The sequence below is a fragment of the Sediminibacillus terrae genome, from assembly GCF_009602435.1.
Classification (GTDB): domain Bacteria; phylum Bacillota; class Bacilli; order Bacillales; family Amphibacillaceae; genus Sediminibacillus; species Sediminibacillus terrae.
Map to the genome: position 1 here is coordinate 1 of NZ_VZDQ01000005.1, position 16,146 is coordinate 16,146.

Sequence of the window (16,146 nt, forward strand, 5' to 3'; positions counted from 1 at the left end):
TGCAGGCCTGGTGGCAATAGCGGAGAGGCCACACCTGTTCCCATGCCGAACACAGCAGTTAAGCTCTCCAGCGCCCATGGTAGTTGGGGCTTTGCCCCTGCGAGAGTAGGACGCCGCCAGGCAAAACAAAGACACCCTTGAATGAGTTCGAACTCGCTCAAGGGTGTCTTTTTTGTTGGAAATGGCTTTAGGGCAGAACTACACACAAGACAAAAATGACAAACGTGCCCGTTCTGTAAAGAGATAACAAAACGGGTACATATGGATTCATTTCATATGGGTATATCGAGAGAATGAACAATACGATAAAGGTTTTAAAAGGAGATTCCTTTGGGATCAAATACTTTGGACGATTAAAGCATAAAATTTCATGGCAGCAAGCGATTAAAAAGGCTCTGTAGGTTTATTTCCTCTGCGGTCTGAGTAAAATAGCTGTTTTTAGAGTGAGGTTTTCGATAAAGAGAGAGTGGAAGAAAAATCACACCACCACATTTGACAGAGAACCAAAATCATACGCAGTGGATAGAAAATGCGCAGTAACTGTAATGTCCTATTCAAAAAGCGTGCTAACCACCGCTTCGGTAGCATACTTCGCTTTCCGCGGGCACGGCTTCAGCTAACTAGGTAAAGAAAACCGCTTTACCTAGTGGATCTTCAGCTCGCGCTGTTCCCGCTGGAGTCTACGTATGCTACCTACGCTAAGAAGCATGGTGTTATCGCAAACCTAGAGACTTTTTCTTTGAGTCCGAACAAGCCATCTTAAAAGCTTTGTCAGGAAATGTGTACTTCTTTTCATAAATAGATAGTTGAAGTTCCATTTATTATCCTGTTCTTGGACTTTCTGCTTGTTTTCCCGGCAATCTTTTGATGATACGATGCTTGGAGTACCATGGATGAAAAATGTCTAGTACACGCATTTTTTAACAGAAAGCTGTTCCTAGCGAAGAAAATACCCGAAGACTCCCGCGGGAGGAAAGGCCTCGGTGAGATCCCGCAGAGCGTCAGCTCGAGGAAGCTCACCAGCCGCCCGCGGAAAGCGCAGGGTATTTTCGCAGCATCGAACTCCACCTCTACAAAAATAAGAAGTCATCAAGACGCATTCAAACTATGTCGCAGTTTATACTTTTTGTCCAATAGAAAAACTCCCTGTTTTAAACGAAATATTTCCCTTTCCGTGCCCATCATATCCAAGTCTTAAGCCGATTTCAGGTAAAAAAATAGCACCCAATGCTGCGTCTAGGTGCGGGGGATTGAGCACAAGCTGCTCTGGGCTTATATCATTTGTGTGCAGTCCAAACCGTCCAGCGATCCTTTTCATGGATGCTGTCAGCAAAATAGGCAAGTTGTTTCTTTATGTAACCGACTAGAATACTCATCTCTTTATCCGTGAGTTCGTGAAGAATGGCACGGCCGGTTCTTGACTTTAAATCCTCTTCCAAACAATGGACTGAATTATAATGTTTGCGGGTCTCCCAGAAAACGGTGGAATGGACTTCTGTAAAACCAGAGGCTTGTAAAAACTGTTCCACATCCTTGGCCAGCGGCCTTCTATCCCGTTCAAAAGAAATCAGATTGGGAAAGGCTTCAAAAAAGTAACCACGAATATGATTCTTATTACCTGGCAGTAAACAATCCTCCAATGTCCGATCCTGTATGAAGGCCATCCCGCCCGGTTTCAATAAGCGGTGCATTTCATCAAACAACAAAGGAAGGTCGGTAAGATGATGAATGACAGCCCGGTTCAAAATTAGGTCAAATTGTTCATTTTTAAGACCGGTGTCAGCAGCGTCTCCCCATACAAAGGTAGTGTTTGGTTCGTTCTCACAATATTTACGGGCGGTTTTGAGCATTTCTTTCGAAAAATCCAAACCGACTATTTCCTTTGCACCCATTTGGGCTAGGGCCTTTGTATAAATGCCTCCCCCGCACCCTAAGTCCAACACCCTTTTGCCTTCAATATCTACATGTGATAATAAAAGATTTTCCCAAAGTGGATCCACATCACGATTAGTATAGGAGAGCCTTACTGCTTTGGAATGAAAATCGACGGCCATAGAGCCACCTCCAGTAAACACAAACTTTTGATTATTATATAATTCGTTGGTAATTAAATCCATCCTACTTTGTGATTAAAAATAAATGCCCTGTGTACAAACAACTCCTACTGGATTTTTCATAGAATACAATATAATGAAATTTAGAGTTTGATGTATAGGTTTCGTTAGATTAGGAAAGACTAAGCTAACGGAGGTGGAGAGAATATGGGAAACAGAGGAACTTATGAAACTTGCGGAGTTTGTGGAGTAGAAAAGCAGAAAGGTATTCATTTATACACACTGTATATCTGTTGTGAATGTGAACAGAAAATCATTCATACGGAACCTTCTGATGCAGCGTATCAGTATTACTTGGATAAATTGAAAAATATGAAACAAACAAAATTATATTCATAGATAAACAAGCTCTTATTCCTTGGGGATAAGAGCTTGTTTATTTTCAGAGACAGCCGCTGGGCTTTTCTTAATATAACGGCAAGGGGAAGGGATGTTATACTGAATAAAAGTAAGGATGCAAGGAAGTCATACAAGAATAGGCCGCAAATTATATCTTGTTACAAAACAACCGTTTCTTGGAAATAGTTTTTTCGATAAAGGATGACGTTAATGAACCAACATATAACTCCGTTATTCGGAGCTTTACAAACTTTTTCTCAACAACAGCCAATTTCCTTGCACGTACCGGGCCATAAAAATGGTGAAGTTTTCGCTGATAAGGGTTTGGAGGATTTTGCTCAATTGCTCCGATTGGACGTAACGGAGCTGACTGGATTAGATGACTTGCATGCACCAACCGGTGTCATTAAACAGGCGCAGGATCTAGCAGCAAATTGGTTTGGTGCTGAGGAAACGTTTTTCCTGGTAGGCGGGAGTACCGCTGGCAACTTGGCAATGATGTTGACGGCAGCAAGGCTTGGCAGGAAAGTACTTGTACAGCGTAATTGTCACAAATCCATTCTTAATGGACTGGAATTAAGCGGGGCAGAGCCAGTATTCATTGCTCCGGCTTACGATGGAAGGGTTGGGCGTTATACTGCTCCTGAGTTGGACACAATCAAGCAGGCAATGGACCAGCATCCCGATGTTGGCGCCATTGTCCTGACCTATCCAGATTATTTCGGTACGGTTTTTGATCTTCCATCCGTGGTGGAGATGGCCCATCGGCGAAATATTGCTGTACTGGTGGATGAAGCGCATGGGGTCCATTTTTCTCTTTCAGAAAAATTCCCCGCTTCTGCGTTGGAGTCAGGGGCAGATCTTGTCGTCCAGTCAGCTCATAAGATGGCTCCGGCACTGACGATGGCATCTTTTCTGCATATCAAGTCACCTGTAATTGACAGAGAGGATGTTGCCCATTACTTGCAAATGCTTCAATCAAGCAGTCCATCGTACCCCTTAATGGCTAGTCTGGACCTGGCACGTTACTATTTGTCCGAAATCAAAGAAAAAGCGTTAACTTCCATCCTTGAAAGTGTGAACCGGCTGCGCTATACGCTTTCCGCTGTCGGGGAATGGGAAGTACTTCCAAGTCAAAGCGGATTAGATGACCCGTTAAAAATCACGCTGGAAGTAAACGAGCGTTGGTCTGGCATCCAGGTTGCTAAACTGTTCGAGGAAGAGGGAATATATCCCGAACTTTCTACGGAAAATCAGGTGCTTTTCCTTCACGGTCTTGCTCCTTTTCAAGAATGGGAAAGGCTGCAAACAGCAGTAGAAAAGATTTCTGGACGATTAAAATTCCTTCCCAACCGTGATACAATAGGAAGAGTACAGATTGAACAACAGCAAATCCATTCATTGGAGGCTTCTTATCAAGCGATGAACCGGATGAGGAAAGAATTCATTGGATGGAACGAGGCGGAAGGAAGGATAGCAGCACAGGCAGTCATCCCATATCCGCCAGGCATTCCATTGCTGTTAAAGGGAGAAAAAATAACATCAGTCCATATAAAGATGATAAACTATTTAATAAAACAAGGAATAAACTTTCAGAATCATCATATCGAACAAGGCGTGTATTGTCTGAGATAGGTACAGCTCTAAAGGAGAATGAATGTGCAAGGATACTTTATAACGTTTGAGGGCGGTGAGGGAGCCGGAAAAACCTCGGTGCTAAAAGAAATAGAGAAGAAACTGACGGAGGAGGGCTATTCGGTAACAGCTACGCGGGAGCCAGGCGGAATAGAGATAGCAGAAAAAATCAGGCAGATTATTTTGGAACCTTCCCATACAGCCATGGATGGAAAGACAGAAGCATTGCTATATGCAGCGGCCAGACGCCAGCATTTAGTGGAAAAAGTGCTTCCAGCACTCAAAGAAGGCCGCATTGTGTTATGCGATCGGTTTGTCGACAGCAGCCTGGCTTATCAAGGATATGCTCGTGGGCTGGGAATGGAAGAGGTATACCAAATCAACCAGTTTGCCATCAGTGACTGCATGCCGGACCTGACATTGTTTTTTGATATACGTCCGGAAGTTGGCTTGCAGCGGATCGCAGAAAATGTTTCACGTGAAAAAAACCGCCTGGATTTAGAAAAACAACAGTTCCATGACAGTGTTTATCAGGCTTATCGAATACTTTTGGAAAAGTTTCCGAACAGGATTTCTCCCATCAATGCAGAAAACGACTTAGCCGCTGTAACAGAAGAAGCTTACCAGAAAATTGTTTCTTTTTTGCGTTAAAGAGGAATGATATTATCCTACAAGCAAGGGGTTAAGGTGGACCCTTAGTATGCGGATCGCTTTGTGAACAGGCTTGCTTGTTTAATAAAATAAAATGAACGTAAAGGAGAGAAGGTAAATGAAGCTGATATTGGCAGTAGTACAGGATAAGGACACGAATCGTCTGACAGATGCTTTGAGGGAAGGGAATTACAAAACGACCAAGTTATCCTCTACCGGTGGTTTCCTGAAGGAAGGGAACACCACATTGATGATCGGTTGCGAGGATAAAGATGTCGACGGAGCGCTCGATATTATCCGCAATAACTGCAGCCAGCGTGAACAGATGGTAGCTCCGATTTCACCGATGGGTGGAAATGCGGACTCTTACATTCCACGCCCCATCGAGGTTGAAGTCGGCGGTGCGACTGTCTTTGTATTACCGGTGGAATCTTTCTTTCAATTTTAGGCAAAAAGAGGAGAAGTAATGAAAATATCACAAGAGATGCGTTCAAAAGTGGAGGCATCACCGAAAAATATCCCTCAAACAGTCAGGGGAAGCAAGAGTTTTGGAACCTTAGTAGAATCACAAAGCCATAAGCTAAAAGAGATGGAATTGCAAAAATTAATGTCTGATTTGACCGCTCAAGGGGAAAGACTGGCGCGTGCCAGGTCTTTCCGCGATTTAGCGAAGTACAAACGAATGGTGAAAAACTTTGTCAAGGAAGCTGTGCAATATGGGATGGAATTAAAACATTCCCACAGCTGGAACATGGATGGAAACAACCGAAAGCTCACAACAGTGGAAAACATCGATGAAAAGCTGGTGGAGTTGACGGAAGGAGTACTGGAACAGGAAAAAAAGCCGATTGATATTTTAGGCCTGATTGGAGAAATTAAAGGGCTGCTGGTGAATTTATATACTTAAGGTCAACGAGTAGGGATGAAAGAAAATGAAAACATGGTCTGATATAGCTTCCATACAACCATTGGCAGCCAGGATGCTGACGAATAGTCTGGCGAAACAACGTGTTTCTCATGCTTATTTATTCCAGGGAAACCGGGGAACAGGGAAAAAAGCCATCAGCATGGTGTTGGCGAAGAGTATTTTTTGCCGTCATAAAAATGGTCAGGAACCTTGCCACCAATGCAAGGATTGCCAGCGTATAGAGTCCGGCAACCATCCGGATGTGCATTGGATCATTCCGGATGGCCAATCTATCAAGAAAGAACAAATCCTTCACTTACAAAAGGAGTTTACGTACACGGGATTGGAATCGAATCAGAAGGTCTATATCATAGAAGACGCAGAAAAGATGACAGCCAATGCATCCAACCGGCTGTTGAAATTTTTAGAAGAACCGAGCAAACAGACAACGGCGATGCTTCTCACATCTAACAGTCAGGCCATTCTGCAAACGATTCGTTCCAGATGCCAAATCATGGCACTAAAGCCTTTGAATCCAGCCAACTTACAGAAGCAGCTGCAGGAAGAAGGGTTATCTTCTTCCAATGCGAGATTGATTTCCGCACTTACCAACAATGTCACCGAAGCACTTGAAATAGGCCATGATGACTGGTTTGCTAATGCCAGAAAGATAGTGGTACAATTAACAGAAGTACTCCAGTCGAAACCGGAGGAAGCCATGTTGTTCATCCATAATCAATGGATGCCTCATTTTAAAGAGAGACAACAAATGCAAAGAGGCCTGGATTTATTATTGTTATGGTTCAAAGACATTGTGTACAGCTTTGTCGACAACGAGGACGCTGTCATTTTCATCAATGAAAAAGACAAGCTTTCTCAAGCCTCGCTGCATTGGTCGAAACAGGAGACGACCGATGCTTTGCAGCGGATACTGGAGGCCAAAAGAAAATTGGAACAAAATGTGCATCCGGCTTTGGCGATGGAGCAGCTTACACTTCATTTGAAGAGGTGAATGACAGATGGTAGAAGTGATTGGCGTCCGTTTTAAAAAAGCGGGTAAAATATATTATTTCGACCCAGCCGAGAATATCATTTCCAAAGACGATTATGTTATTGTGGAAACCGTCCGGGGAATTGAATTCGGCAAAGTGGTCATTTCCAACAAACGGGTGGATGAGGAGGATGTTGTTCTTCCGTTGAAAAAGGTCATCCGTTTAGCAACCGAGAAGGATAAATTGTCGGTGGTGGAAAATCAGGAAAGTTCGCATGAGGCACACCGGATTTGCGAACAAAAGATCCGGGAACACAACCTGGATATGAACTTAGTCGAGGTCGAGTACACCTTTGATCGGAATAAAGTCATTTTTTATTTCACAGCAGACGGAAGGGTCGATTTCCGCAACCTGGTCAAGGATTTGGCGTCTGTTTTCAAAACAAGAATAGAATTACGGCAAATCGGGGTGCGCGATGAGGCGAAATTGCTGGGCGGTGTCGGACCATGCGGGCGGATGCTCTGTTGTTCCACCTTCCTTGGCGACTTTGAGCCTGTATCGATCAAGATGGCAAAGGACCAGAATTTATCTTTAAATCCGGCGAAAATATCTGGTCTTTGTGGACGTTTGATGTGCTGTTTGAAATATGAGAATGACGAATATGAAACAGCGAAGAAAATCCTGCCTGACTTAGGGGAGAAAATCACTACCGGATACGGCGCAGGAAAAGTTGTCGGATTGAATATTCTGGAACGACTCGTCCAAATCGAAATTCCCGAAAAGGAAAGAGTAATTGAATATACAATCGATGAGCTCATCGAAGAAGGAGTCATATCTACGCAAGCCACGGAATGATGGGGTGGAAAGACGCGTGAATAAAAAAGAGGTTTTTGAACAAGTCACAGATATGGAAGAGAAAATCGGTCAGCTTTATCAGCAGTTGGGAGATTTGAAAAATTACTTAGCGGAACTGCTGGAAGAAAATCATCGCCTCGCAGTGGAGAATCACCATTTGCGCAATCGATTGGAAAGCAGTACCGAACAAGAAGAACAAAAAGAAACGGGCAAGAGCAGCAGCTCTGAAGTACCGGTTGGCGAAGGCTATGATAATTTAGCACGTTTATATGAAGAAGGGTTTCATATTTGCAACGTTCATTTTGGCAGTCCGCGCCAGGATGAAGACTGCTTGTTTTGCTTGTTATTTCTAAATAAAAGCAAATAGAGGGTCTGGCGTTCTAGCAGCCGGACCATAGGAAACAGGACTGAATTCAAGGGATTTCTTTGATTCAGTCCTTCTTTTCATACAGCATGATTTTATAACGGGTAGGTGAACGGCTATCCGGCTAAAGGAAGAAAGGATTTGGAAACGTGGAAGAAGTTGAATTGAAGAACGGGGAGAGACTTGACTACCTATTGGCAGAAGAAAACATGAAAATCATCCAGAGTCCAGAAGTGTTCGCCTTTTCTTTGGACGCTGTGCTGTTGGCTGACTTCACCTATGTACCGGTGAAACAGGGAAACATTCTAGACTTATGCACTGGAAACGGGGTCATTCCTTTACTCTTGAGCAGGCGGTCCCGCGCCCATATTACCGGTGTGGAAATACAGAGCAGGCTGCACGATATGGCAGAGAGAAATGTCTTGATCAACGAGTTGGAAGACCAGATAGACATGGTCCACGGTGATTTGAAAGACATGCCATCAAAATTCGGAAACGGTCCTTTTGATTTGGTCACCTGTAATCCCCCTTACTTTCAAACACCTAAGGAAAAAGAGCAAAACAGCAATGAGTACCTAACGATTGCCAGACATGAAATTTACTGTACGTTAGAAGATGTCGTGGCATCATGCAGTAAATTGGTCAGACCTGGGGGGAAAGTGGCGATGGTACACAGGCCAGGTCGTCTGGTGGATTTGCTGACTTTGTTTCGAAAATACAAAATCGAACCAAAAAAGCTTCGATTCGTTTATCCGAAGGCAGGTAAAGAAGCCAACATCCTTCTGATTGAAGGGACGCGTGATGGAAAGCCCGACTTAAAGATGCTTCCGCCCCTTTATGCATTTGATAAGCAAGGGAACTATACGAAAGAACTTGGGGAGATCTTGTATGGAAAACGATAAAACGCATATGGTTTACATGCTGGAATGCAAAGATGGGACACTCTATACCGGTTACACAAATAATTTGAAAAAGCGCCTCACGATGCATGAGAATGGCAAAGGGGCTAAATATACCAGGGGCAGGGGGCCGTTTCAGCTGGTTTTCTGTCAGTCTTTTTCCACGAAGGAAGAAGCCATGCATGAAGAATATCAAATAAAGCAGCTTTCACGTATACAAAAGGATAAACTGATTAAATCTTTTACAGAAGGGCATGATGGGAGATGAACATCCAAAGCAGTTTTCAAGGGACTTTCCCCGGAGGAACCCTTTACTTGGTTCCGACACCTATCGGCAATCTTGATGATATTACACTGCGAGCCTTACATACTTTGAAGACGGTCGATTTTATTGCAGCCGAGGATACAAGGAATACCAAAAAATTAATGAACCATTTCTCGATCGAAAAACCGTTGATCAGTTATCATGAACACAACAAGCAGGCGAGAGAAGCGGGGTTGTTGGAAAAACTACTGGATGGTAATAATATCGCCTTGGTGAGCGACGCCGGAATGCCTGCCATTTCCGATCCAGGTTACGAAATGGTAAAAGCAGCAGTGGAACACAATTTACCAGTGGTCACACTCCCTGGCGCCAATGCAGCCTTGTGTGCCTTGGTGGGTTCCGGACTTTCGCCACGGGAGTTTTATTTTTATGGTTTCTTACCCCGGAAGAAAAAGGACAGAGAAGCAGAACTTGATTTGTTGCAGCACATCAGAGCCACGTTACTGTTTTATGAATCACCGCATCGGTTGAAAGAAACGTTGAAGTCGATTGGTGATCAACTTGGAAACCGCAGGGTTTCGCTGGCAAGAGAATTGACGAAACGATATGAAGAATATATTCGTGGGACAGCCCAGGAAGTGCTGCAATGGACAGAAGAAAAGCAATTAAAGGGAGAATTTTGTATTGTAGTCGAAGGCGGGACAGCGACTGCGCAGGCTGAATCAGTTTGGTGGGAGGACTGGACACTTAAGGAGCATGTGGCTTATTACATGGAACAAGGAGAAAACAGCAAGAATGCAATCAAACAAACAGCAGTCGACAGGAACATGCCCAAACGCGACGTTTATCAAGCTTTCCATGTCGAATAAAAAAAGGCCTCTATGCACACATAGGGGCCTGGCATCTATTATTTATCCAAACGAGATTGTATTTCTTTCAGTAACTCCTGTGCGCCTTCAGGGCTCAACACCAACTTGCCATTTGCTAATGACAGGTTGTCATCAGAGATTTCTCCCGTGATGTGGCACGTCATGTTCGGCTTGTATTTCTTCAGAATGATACGGTCATCATCCACGTAAATCTCCAAAGCATCTTTTTCGTTGATACCAAGTGTACGACGAAGCTCGATTGGAATGACAACGCGACCTAATTCATCCACCTTACGAACAATTCCAGTAGATTTCATAAAATTTTCTCCCCTCATTTCGTCAGAATTCGACAAGTATTTAGCAATAGCGTACCAGTGATTTACATAAGTGTCAATTAATTTTTTCTAGAAAATGACTATTTTGTCTAAATACTAATATATTCCCCTTTTTAAAGGGATACCAATAGGCGATTGGACCGATAAAATACCCAGAATTTGCATAAAGAAGTCCTCTTCAAGCCTACTTTTTTCGACAAATTTCGACATTAACCTTTTGGAAATTCGACAAAATGATGTGCCGACTTTTTACAGGACAGGATAATATCCTCAGGTTCTTGCTTATTTGAACGATGTTCAGAATGGAAAAAATCCTGTAAAATAGTCTACAATGTAAACATACTGGTTTTTATTCATCAATTCGGTAAAACCTCGAGCGGTATGTAGGTTCGTAGGAAATACCGGTGAAAATAATGAAGAAGGTTTGAAAGAGGAGGTTCCCCGGATGACAAGGGAAAAGAAGACTTTTTATATCACGACGCCGATTTACTATCCAAGCGGAAACTTGCACATAGGGCATGCTTATACGACGGTGGCCGGAGATGCGATGGCCCGCTATAAGCGGTTGCGCGGTTATGATGTCATGTATTTGACAGGGACGGACGAACACGGTCAGAAAATTCAGAAGAAATCTGACGAAAAAGGGGTTTCCCCTCAGGTATATGTCGATGAAATCGTCAGCGGCATTAAAGATTTATGGCAACGGCTTGATATCTCTTACGTCGATTTTATTCGGACTACCGAAGAACGGCACAAACAAACGGTAGAGAAGATTTTTGCCCGTCTGCTGGACCAGGGCGACATTTACTTAGATGAATACGAAGGATGGTATTGTACTTCCTGTGAATCTTTCTTTACAGAGCGGCAGTTGGAAGATGGGCATTGTCCGGACTGTGGCGGGCCGGTAGAAAAAGTGAAAGAAGAATCCTACTTCTTCAAAATGAGTAAATATGTAGACAGGCTGTTGGCCTACTATGAAGAAAATCCTGACTTTATTCAGCCTGCAAGCCGGAAAAACGAGATGATCAACAACTTTATTAAACCAGGCTTGGAAGACTTGGCTGTATCCAGGACTACGTTCGACTGGGGGATCAAGGTACCTGGAGACCCGAAACATGTCATTTATGTCTGGATCGATGCACTGTCGAATTATATTACCGCTCTCGGGTATGGAACGGACGATGATGAGCGCTACCAGAAATACTGGCCGGCAGATGTCCACCTGATGAGTAAAGAGATTGTTCGTTTCCACACGATTTATTGGCCGATTATGCTCATGGCTCTGGATTTGCCACTTCCGAAAAAGGTTTTTGCCCACGGTTGGATTCTTATGAAGGATGGGAAGATGTCGAAGTCAAAAGGAAATGTAGTCGACCCCATCCAATTAACCGATCGTTACGGTTTGGATGCGTTGCGCTACTACCTGCTGCGTGAAGTACCGTTTGGTTCAGACGGGGTGTTTACCCCTGAAGGATTCGTCGAAAGAACCAACTATGATTTAGCAAACGATTTGGGCAACCTGCTCAACCGAACAGTAGCAATGGTTGATAAGTATTTTGACGGGGTACTTCCTGCATTTAAAGCTGGCGAGGACCAGTTCGATGTGCAGTTGGAGAAATTGGCTGGAGAAACAGTCGAGAGAGTAGAAGAAGCCATGGAAAACATGGAATTTTCGGTTGCCTTGTCGACAATCTGGCAGTTGATCAGTCGAACCAACAAATATATCGATGAAACACAGCCATGGATTTTAGCAAAAGATGAAGCGAAAAAGGAGAGGCTTGGCAATGTAATGGCCCATTTGGCAGAATCATTGCGCAAAGCGGCTGTGCTGTTAAGACCATTTTTGACAGAGACGCCGGATCGCATTTTCAGCCAGATCGGTATTGAGGAAGAGGCCTGCAAAGAATGGGAAAGCTTGAAGCAGGATGGACTGATAGCACCAGGTACTAAAGTACAGAAACAAGATCCGATTTTTCCTCGTCTTGATGCGGAAAAAGAAGTGCAGATTATCAAAGATATGATGAAAAAGCCGGAAGCAAAGGAAGAGAAAAAGGATTCCAAAAAAGCGGAGGCAGAAGAAATCACTTTTGATGAATTCTTGAAGCTTGACTTGCGTGTTGCCGAGGTGGTCCGTGCCGAGAAAATGGAAAAAGCGGACAAACTGTTGAAGCTGCAACTTGACCTTGGTACGGAACGGCGTCAGGTTGTTTCTGGTATCGCTGAACATTACCGTGCTGAGGATTTAGTTGGCAGGAAAGTGATTTGTGTGACGAATCTCAAGCCGGTCAAGTTGAGAGGCGAGTTGTCCCAAGGGATGATTTTGTCAGGTGAAGACGAAAGCGGAAAGCTTTCCCTCGCCACTGTAACAGATGATCTTCCCAATGGTTCAAAAGTAAAGTAGTACTGAATCTTTTTCATAAAGGAAAAAAACGCTTATCATGAGAGATGGATAGGCGTTTTTTCCGTAATGGAGAAGAAAAAATCGGAGAAAGAATTACCAGGAGGTTAGGGTAACATGCTGTTTGATACACATGTACATTTAAACATCGATCAATTTGATGAAGATCGGGAGGAAGTAATGCGACGCGCCAAAGAAGCAGGCGTCGAATATATGGTGGTTGTCGGCTTTGACAGGGAAACCATTCCGAAAGCATTGGAATTGGCTGAAACCAATCCAACTATATATGCGGCCGTTGGGTGGCATCCAGTAGATGCCATTGATATGAAGACGGAAGATTTAGAGTGGATCGAAGAATTGGCGAGTCATCCGAAAGTTGCCGCTATCGGGGAAATGGGCTTGGATTATCATTGGGATAAGTCACCGAAGGACATCCAAAAGGAAGTACTTCGCAAACAAATCGATCTGGCGAAACGTGTCGGGTTGCCGATCATTATCCATAACCGGGAAGCTACGGAGGATATCATTGAAATTTTGCGGGAAGAAAATGCTGCAGAGGTTGGCGGAATCATGCATTGTTATAACGATTCTGCGGAATATGTCCAGGAATGTCTGGATATGAACTTTTACATTTCTCTTGGAGGACCGGTTACTTTTAAAAACGCCAAGGATCCTAAGGAAGTAGCCAAGATTGTCCCCCTTGACCGGTTGCTAGTGGAAACAGACTGTCCGTTTCTTGCCCCCCACCCGAATCGCGGCAAACGAAACGAACCGGCCTATGTCAAACTGGTCGCAGAAAAAATTGCCGAGCTGAAAGAACTTTCGTTCGAGGAAGTTAGCGATGCAACTACAAATAATGCCTTTAATTTGTTTAAAATAAAACCATAGCTGCCTGCGATTGCGTGAGGATTGCCGCTAAGTGCCATTGTTTGTTCGGATATGTCGTAATTTTTGAGTTTAAAATTGGATAAGCAACGTTCATAATGAGAGAGCCAGTACTAGTCTGGCTCTCTTTTTTTTGCTCCCCGATAGACAACGATTCACAGGGAACACCGGCAATAGCTATACCTGCGCAGGGATGGCCAGAAGAATGAAGGTGATATGCCAAGTTTGCCGGTATATGGGACATGGCATAATCAATTAAGGAAAGGACAGCATTATCATACATTACAATTTGATTAAATGCCGTCTGTCTCTGTTACTTACTTTTAATATATTTGAAACATTGGGCGAACATGCATCTTTCGTTGTTGTAATAGCGGGGTTTGGGGGACTTTTGTACCTTGACTGGACGGTTTGACAGGTAAAAACGTTGTTTATATAATACAACGGGTATAAAGGAGGCAAGCGAGCATGAAATTAATTTCACAGCTATTGTCCGCTTTTAGAACGAAGTCAGTCATCTATGCAGCCAGCGTTGCGGTACTGTTATTAGCGGGTATTTTTACATTTCAAGTAACGAAAGCCCAAGTTTCTGTGAATGCAAACGGAGAAACCACGACCGTTCGTACACATGCTGATACTGTAGGCGACGTTCTAGAAGAATTGAACATCGAATTGGGAGAATACGATAAGCTCTCCCACGACCCAGACGATAAACTCACATCGGGAATGGAAATCAACTACACAAAGGCAATCGACGTAGTAATCACTACTGATGGAGACGATAAAACATATTACACAACTGCTGAAACTGTCGGGGATGTTTTAGAAGAAAACAATATCGACATCAGCGAACATGATCAAGTAACTCCCGCACTATCTGAATCGGTATCGGAAGGATTGCAGGTGGACATTGCCAAAGCCTTTCAAGTAACGGTCGATGACGGCGGTGAGAAGGAAAAGTATTGGACAGTCGGTACCACCGTGGAAGATTTATTGAAACAGGAAAAGATCGAATTAGGTGAGCTTGACCGAGTCAACATGAAATTGGAGGATGAAGTCAGCAAGGATGCCCCTATCGAAATCACGCGTGTAGAAAAAGTAACCGACATCGTCAAAGAAAAAACCGATTATTCCATTGTGACCAGGCAGGATGACAACCTTGCAAAAGGGAAGGAAGAGGTTGTTTCTTCCGGGGAAGAGGGGCTTGTTGCCAAACATTTCGAAGTCACGCTTGAAAACGGAAAAGAAGTCGACCGGAAGTTGATAAAAGAAGAAGTGGAGAAAGAAAGCGAACAGCGAATCGTAGCAGTGGGGACGAAAGTCGAAAAGCCGGCTGTAACGACTACCGCTGCAACATCTTCTTCAGACACTGTCTCCCGGGGCGGCGATGGAAATGGTTCTTCTAAAACGTATTACATGCATGCCACAGCATATTCTGCCAGCTGCAGCGGCTGTTCAGGCGTCACAGCAACCGGAATTAACTTGAAGGATAACCCGAATGCCAAGGTGATCGCTGTCGACCCGAATGTAATCCCATTAGGAAGCAAAGTATGGGTGGAAGGTTACGGCACAGCAATTGCAGGTGATACAGGCGGGAACGTATCCGGCAACCGAATTGACGTTCATGTATCTTCACCAAGCGAAGCACACCGATTCGGCAGCAAAAAAGTAAAAGTGAAAGTACTCGATTAATGATAAAGCAGGGCTTGTCTTCCAATTCAGAGGCAGGTTCTGTTTTTTTAATACTTTTTCCAAAGACCGCAGCCCGAATACACTTCGCTTTCTGCGGGTGGCTGGTGAGCCTCCTCAAGCTATCGCTTTGCAGGGTCTCTCCTGGGCCTTCTATCGAGGCCACTGAAGAACTGATAGTCTATGTAAAGTATAATTATAAAAAACGGTCTGTGTAGAATTTAACTTCCATACAGACCGTTTTTTGTCTAATTCAAGAGGTTTGCTACCGTCTATTCCTTCATTAGTTTAACTTTTCGCTTCATATTAACTGTGAAAATGACTTCGACAAGACGTTCCGAATAATCCAGCTCAGCTTCAAGCGTATCTTCGGTTGGTTTCTCAGGAAACTTTTTCTTCATGGATTCATCGAAGGATTAAATCATTTTACGAATGTTCAAGGATGAGAGACTTCGATTGAATCAAGCCTTTCTCAAGAGCTACCTCTTTTATGTATTCATTCCTTTCATTGTACAAGAAAAAAGAGTGACTTTCTTTTAGAAATCAAAAAAATCACTTCTTTTTCTTTTACCCTCTGTTTATTCCGCGGTGAGCGTTCGGTGGTGACGCCTGCGGGAACAGCGCGAGCCGAAGATCCACTTGGTCAAGTGATCTTCTTGACGAAGTTACCTGAGGCCGTGCCCGCGGCAAGCATCCACCGATAAGCGATTCGTGAGAATCAACAAGAAAGGACTTTTTCAGTGGCCTCGCCTTCTATCCCCCAGGAGTCTACGTGTATTCGGGCTGCTCGGTGTATAAATTTTAAATTCTTTTTGACGCAAGCTAAGCCCCTATATCCCATTGGAGCTGCGCTTTATAACTTAGTGTTTATAAGAAGCAAGGACGAGCAGGCTTGGCTTTATTCGGGAAACAAATTAAGATAGAGTAGTTATAGATATAAACCGTTCAG

The 16,146-nt window shown here is 43.8% G+C and carries 16 protein-coding genes and 1 rRNA gene; 15 read left to right on the forward strand and 2 right to left on the reverse strand.

What is annotated here, in order from left to right:
• Window positions 1–6: 6 nt before the first annotated feature.
• Window positions 7–122: ribosomal RNA gene (gene rrf / locus F6X55_RS01765) — 5S ribosomal RNA — on the forward strand.
• Window positions 123–1,277: 1,155 nt separating this feature from the next.
• Here rrf and F6X55_RS01770 read toward each other — a convergent pair.
• Complete coding sequence (locus F6X55_RS01770) at window positions 1,278–2,054, reverse strand: class I SAM-dependent methyltransferase (RefSeq protein ID WP_161993043.1); 777 nt, start codon at window positions 2,052–2,054, stop codon at window positions 1,278–1,280.
• A 207-nt stretch (window positions 2,055–2,261) separates the two neighbouring features.
• Between F6X55_RS01770 and F6X55_RS01775 the strand changes: the two genes are divergently transcribed.
• The 11 genes from F6X55_RS01775 (at window position 2,262) to rsmI (ending at window position 9,890) form a co-directional block, all read left to right on the forward strand.
• Window positions 2,262–2,453 (forward strand): sigma factor G inhibitor Gin, encoded by a 192-nt coding sequence (locus F6X55_RS01775; protein WP_026568956.1) that lies wholly within the window; start codon window positions 2,262–2,264, stop codon window positions 2,451–2,453.
• 210 nt (window positions 2,454–2,663) lie between these two features.
• Window positions 2,664–4,088, forward strand: coding sequence for an aminotransferase class I/II-fold pyridoxal phosphate-dependent enzyme (locus F6X55_RS01780; protein ID WP_153461740.1), 1,425 nt, complete (start codon window positions 2,664–2,666; stop codon window positions 4,086–4,088).
• Between the two features lie 24 nt (window positions 4,089–4,112).
• On the forward strand, window positions 4,113–4,739 hold the full coding sequence (gene tmk, locus F6X55_RS01785; RefSeq protein ID WP_026568958.1) for a dTMP kinase: 627 nt from the start codon (window positions 4,113–4,115) through the stop codon (window positions 4,737–4,739).
• 118 nt (window positions 4,740–4,857) lie between these two features.
• Window positions 4,858–5,187, forward strand: a complete 330-nt coding sequence (locus F6X55_RS01790; RefSeq protein ID WP_026568959.1) for a cyclic-di-AMP receptor — start codon at window positions 4,858–4,860, stop codon at window positions 5,185–5,187.
• A gap of 18 nt (window positions 5,188–5,205) precedes the next feature.
• Entirely contained in the window at window positions 5,206–5,646 is a 441-nt protein-coding gene (locus F6X55_RS01795) for a YaaR family protein (protein WP_026568960.1), read from the forward strand.
• Window positions 5,647–5,671: 25 nt separating this feature from the next.
• Window positions 5,672–6,658 carry a DNA polymerase III subunit delta' gene (gene holB / locus F6X55_RS01800; RefSeq protein WP_153461743.1) on the forward strand — a complete coding sequence of 329 codons (987 nt, stop codon included), beginning with the start codon at window positions 5,672–5,674 and terminating at the stop codon, window positions 6,656–6,658.
• Window positions 6,659–6,665: 7 nt separating this feature from the next.
• Entirely contained in the window at window positions 6,666–7,493 is an 828-nt protein-coding gene (locus F6X55_RS01805) for a PSP1 domain-containing protein (protein WP_026568962.1), read from the forward strand.
• Window positions 7,494–7,509: 16 nt separating this feature from the next.
• Window positions 7,510–7,860 carry a DNA replication initiation control protein YabA gene (gene yabA, locus F6X55_RS01810; RefSeq protein ID WP_026568963.1) on the forward strand — a complete coding sequence of 117 codons (351 nt, stop codon included), beginning with the start codon at window positions 7,510–7,512 and terminating at the stop codon, window positions 7,858–7,860.
• A gap of 206 nt (window positions 7,861–8,066) precedes the next feature.
• Window positions 8,067–8,759 carry a tRNA1(Val) (adenine(37)-N6)-methyltransferase gene (locus F6X55_RS01815; RefSeq protein WP_153461775.1) on the forward strand — a complete coding sequence of 231 codons (693 nt, stop codon included), beginning with the start codon at window positions 8,067–8,069 and terminating at the stop codon, window positions 8,757–8,759.
• Entirely contained in the window at window positions 8,746–9,024 is a 279-nt protein-coding gene (locus F6X55_RS01820; protein WP_026770992.1) for a GIY-YIG nuclease family protein, read from the forward strand. The genes F6X55_RS01815 and F6X55_RS01820 overlap by 14 nt, the downstream gene beginning before the upstream one ends.
• Window positions 9,021–9,890, forward strand: coding sequence for a 16S rRNA (cytidine(1402)-2'-O)-methyltransferase (gene rsmI, locus F6X55_RS01825; protein ID WP_153461745.1), 870 nt, complete (start codon window positions 9,021–9,023; stop codon window positions 9,888–9,890). The genes F6X55_RS01820 and rsmI overlap by 4 nt, the downstream gene beginning before the upstream one ends.
• 38 nt (window positions 9,891–9,928) lie before the next feature.
• Here the strand turns inward: rsmI and F6X55_RS01830 are convergent, their stop codons facing one another.
• Window positions 9,929–10,207 (reverse strand): AbrB/MazE/SpoVT family DNA-binding domain-containing protein, encoded by a 279-nt coding sequence (locus F6X55_RS01830; protein ID WP_026568967.1) that lies wholly within the window; start codon window positions 10,205–10,207, stop codon window positions 9,929–9,931.
• 463 nt (window positions 10,208–10,670) lie between these two features.
• Here F6X55_RS01830 and metG point away from each other — a divergent pair, with 463 nt between their 5' ends.
• The 3 genes from metG (at window position 10,671) to F6X55_RS01845 (ending at window position 15,200) form a co-directional block, all read left to right on the forward strand.
• A complete protein-coding gene (metG, locus tag F6X55_RS01835) occupies window positions 10,671–12,626 on the forward strand; it encodes a methionine--tRNA ligase (RefSeq protein WP_153461747.1) in 1,956 nt (651 codons plus the stop codon).
• Window positions 12,627–12,740: 114 nt separating this feature from the next.
• Window positions 12,741–13,511 (forward strand): TatD family hydrolase, encoded by a 771-nt coding sequence (locus tag F6X55_RS01840; protein WP_026568969.1) that lies wholly within the window; start codon window positions 12,741–12,743, stop codon window positions 13,509–13,511.
• Window positions 13,512–13,976: 465 nt separating this feature from the next.
• A complete protein-coding gene (locus F6X55_RS01845) occupies window positions 13,977–15,200 on the forward strand; it encodes a G5 and 3D domain-containing protein (RefSeq protein WP_153461749.1) in 1,224 nt (407 codons plus the stop codon).
• Window positions 15,201–16,146: the final 946 nt, after the last annotated feature.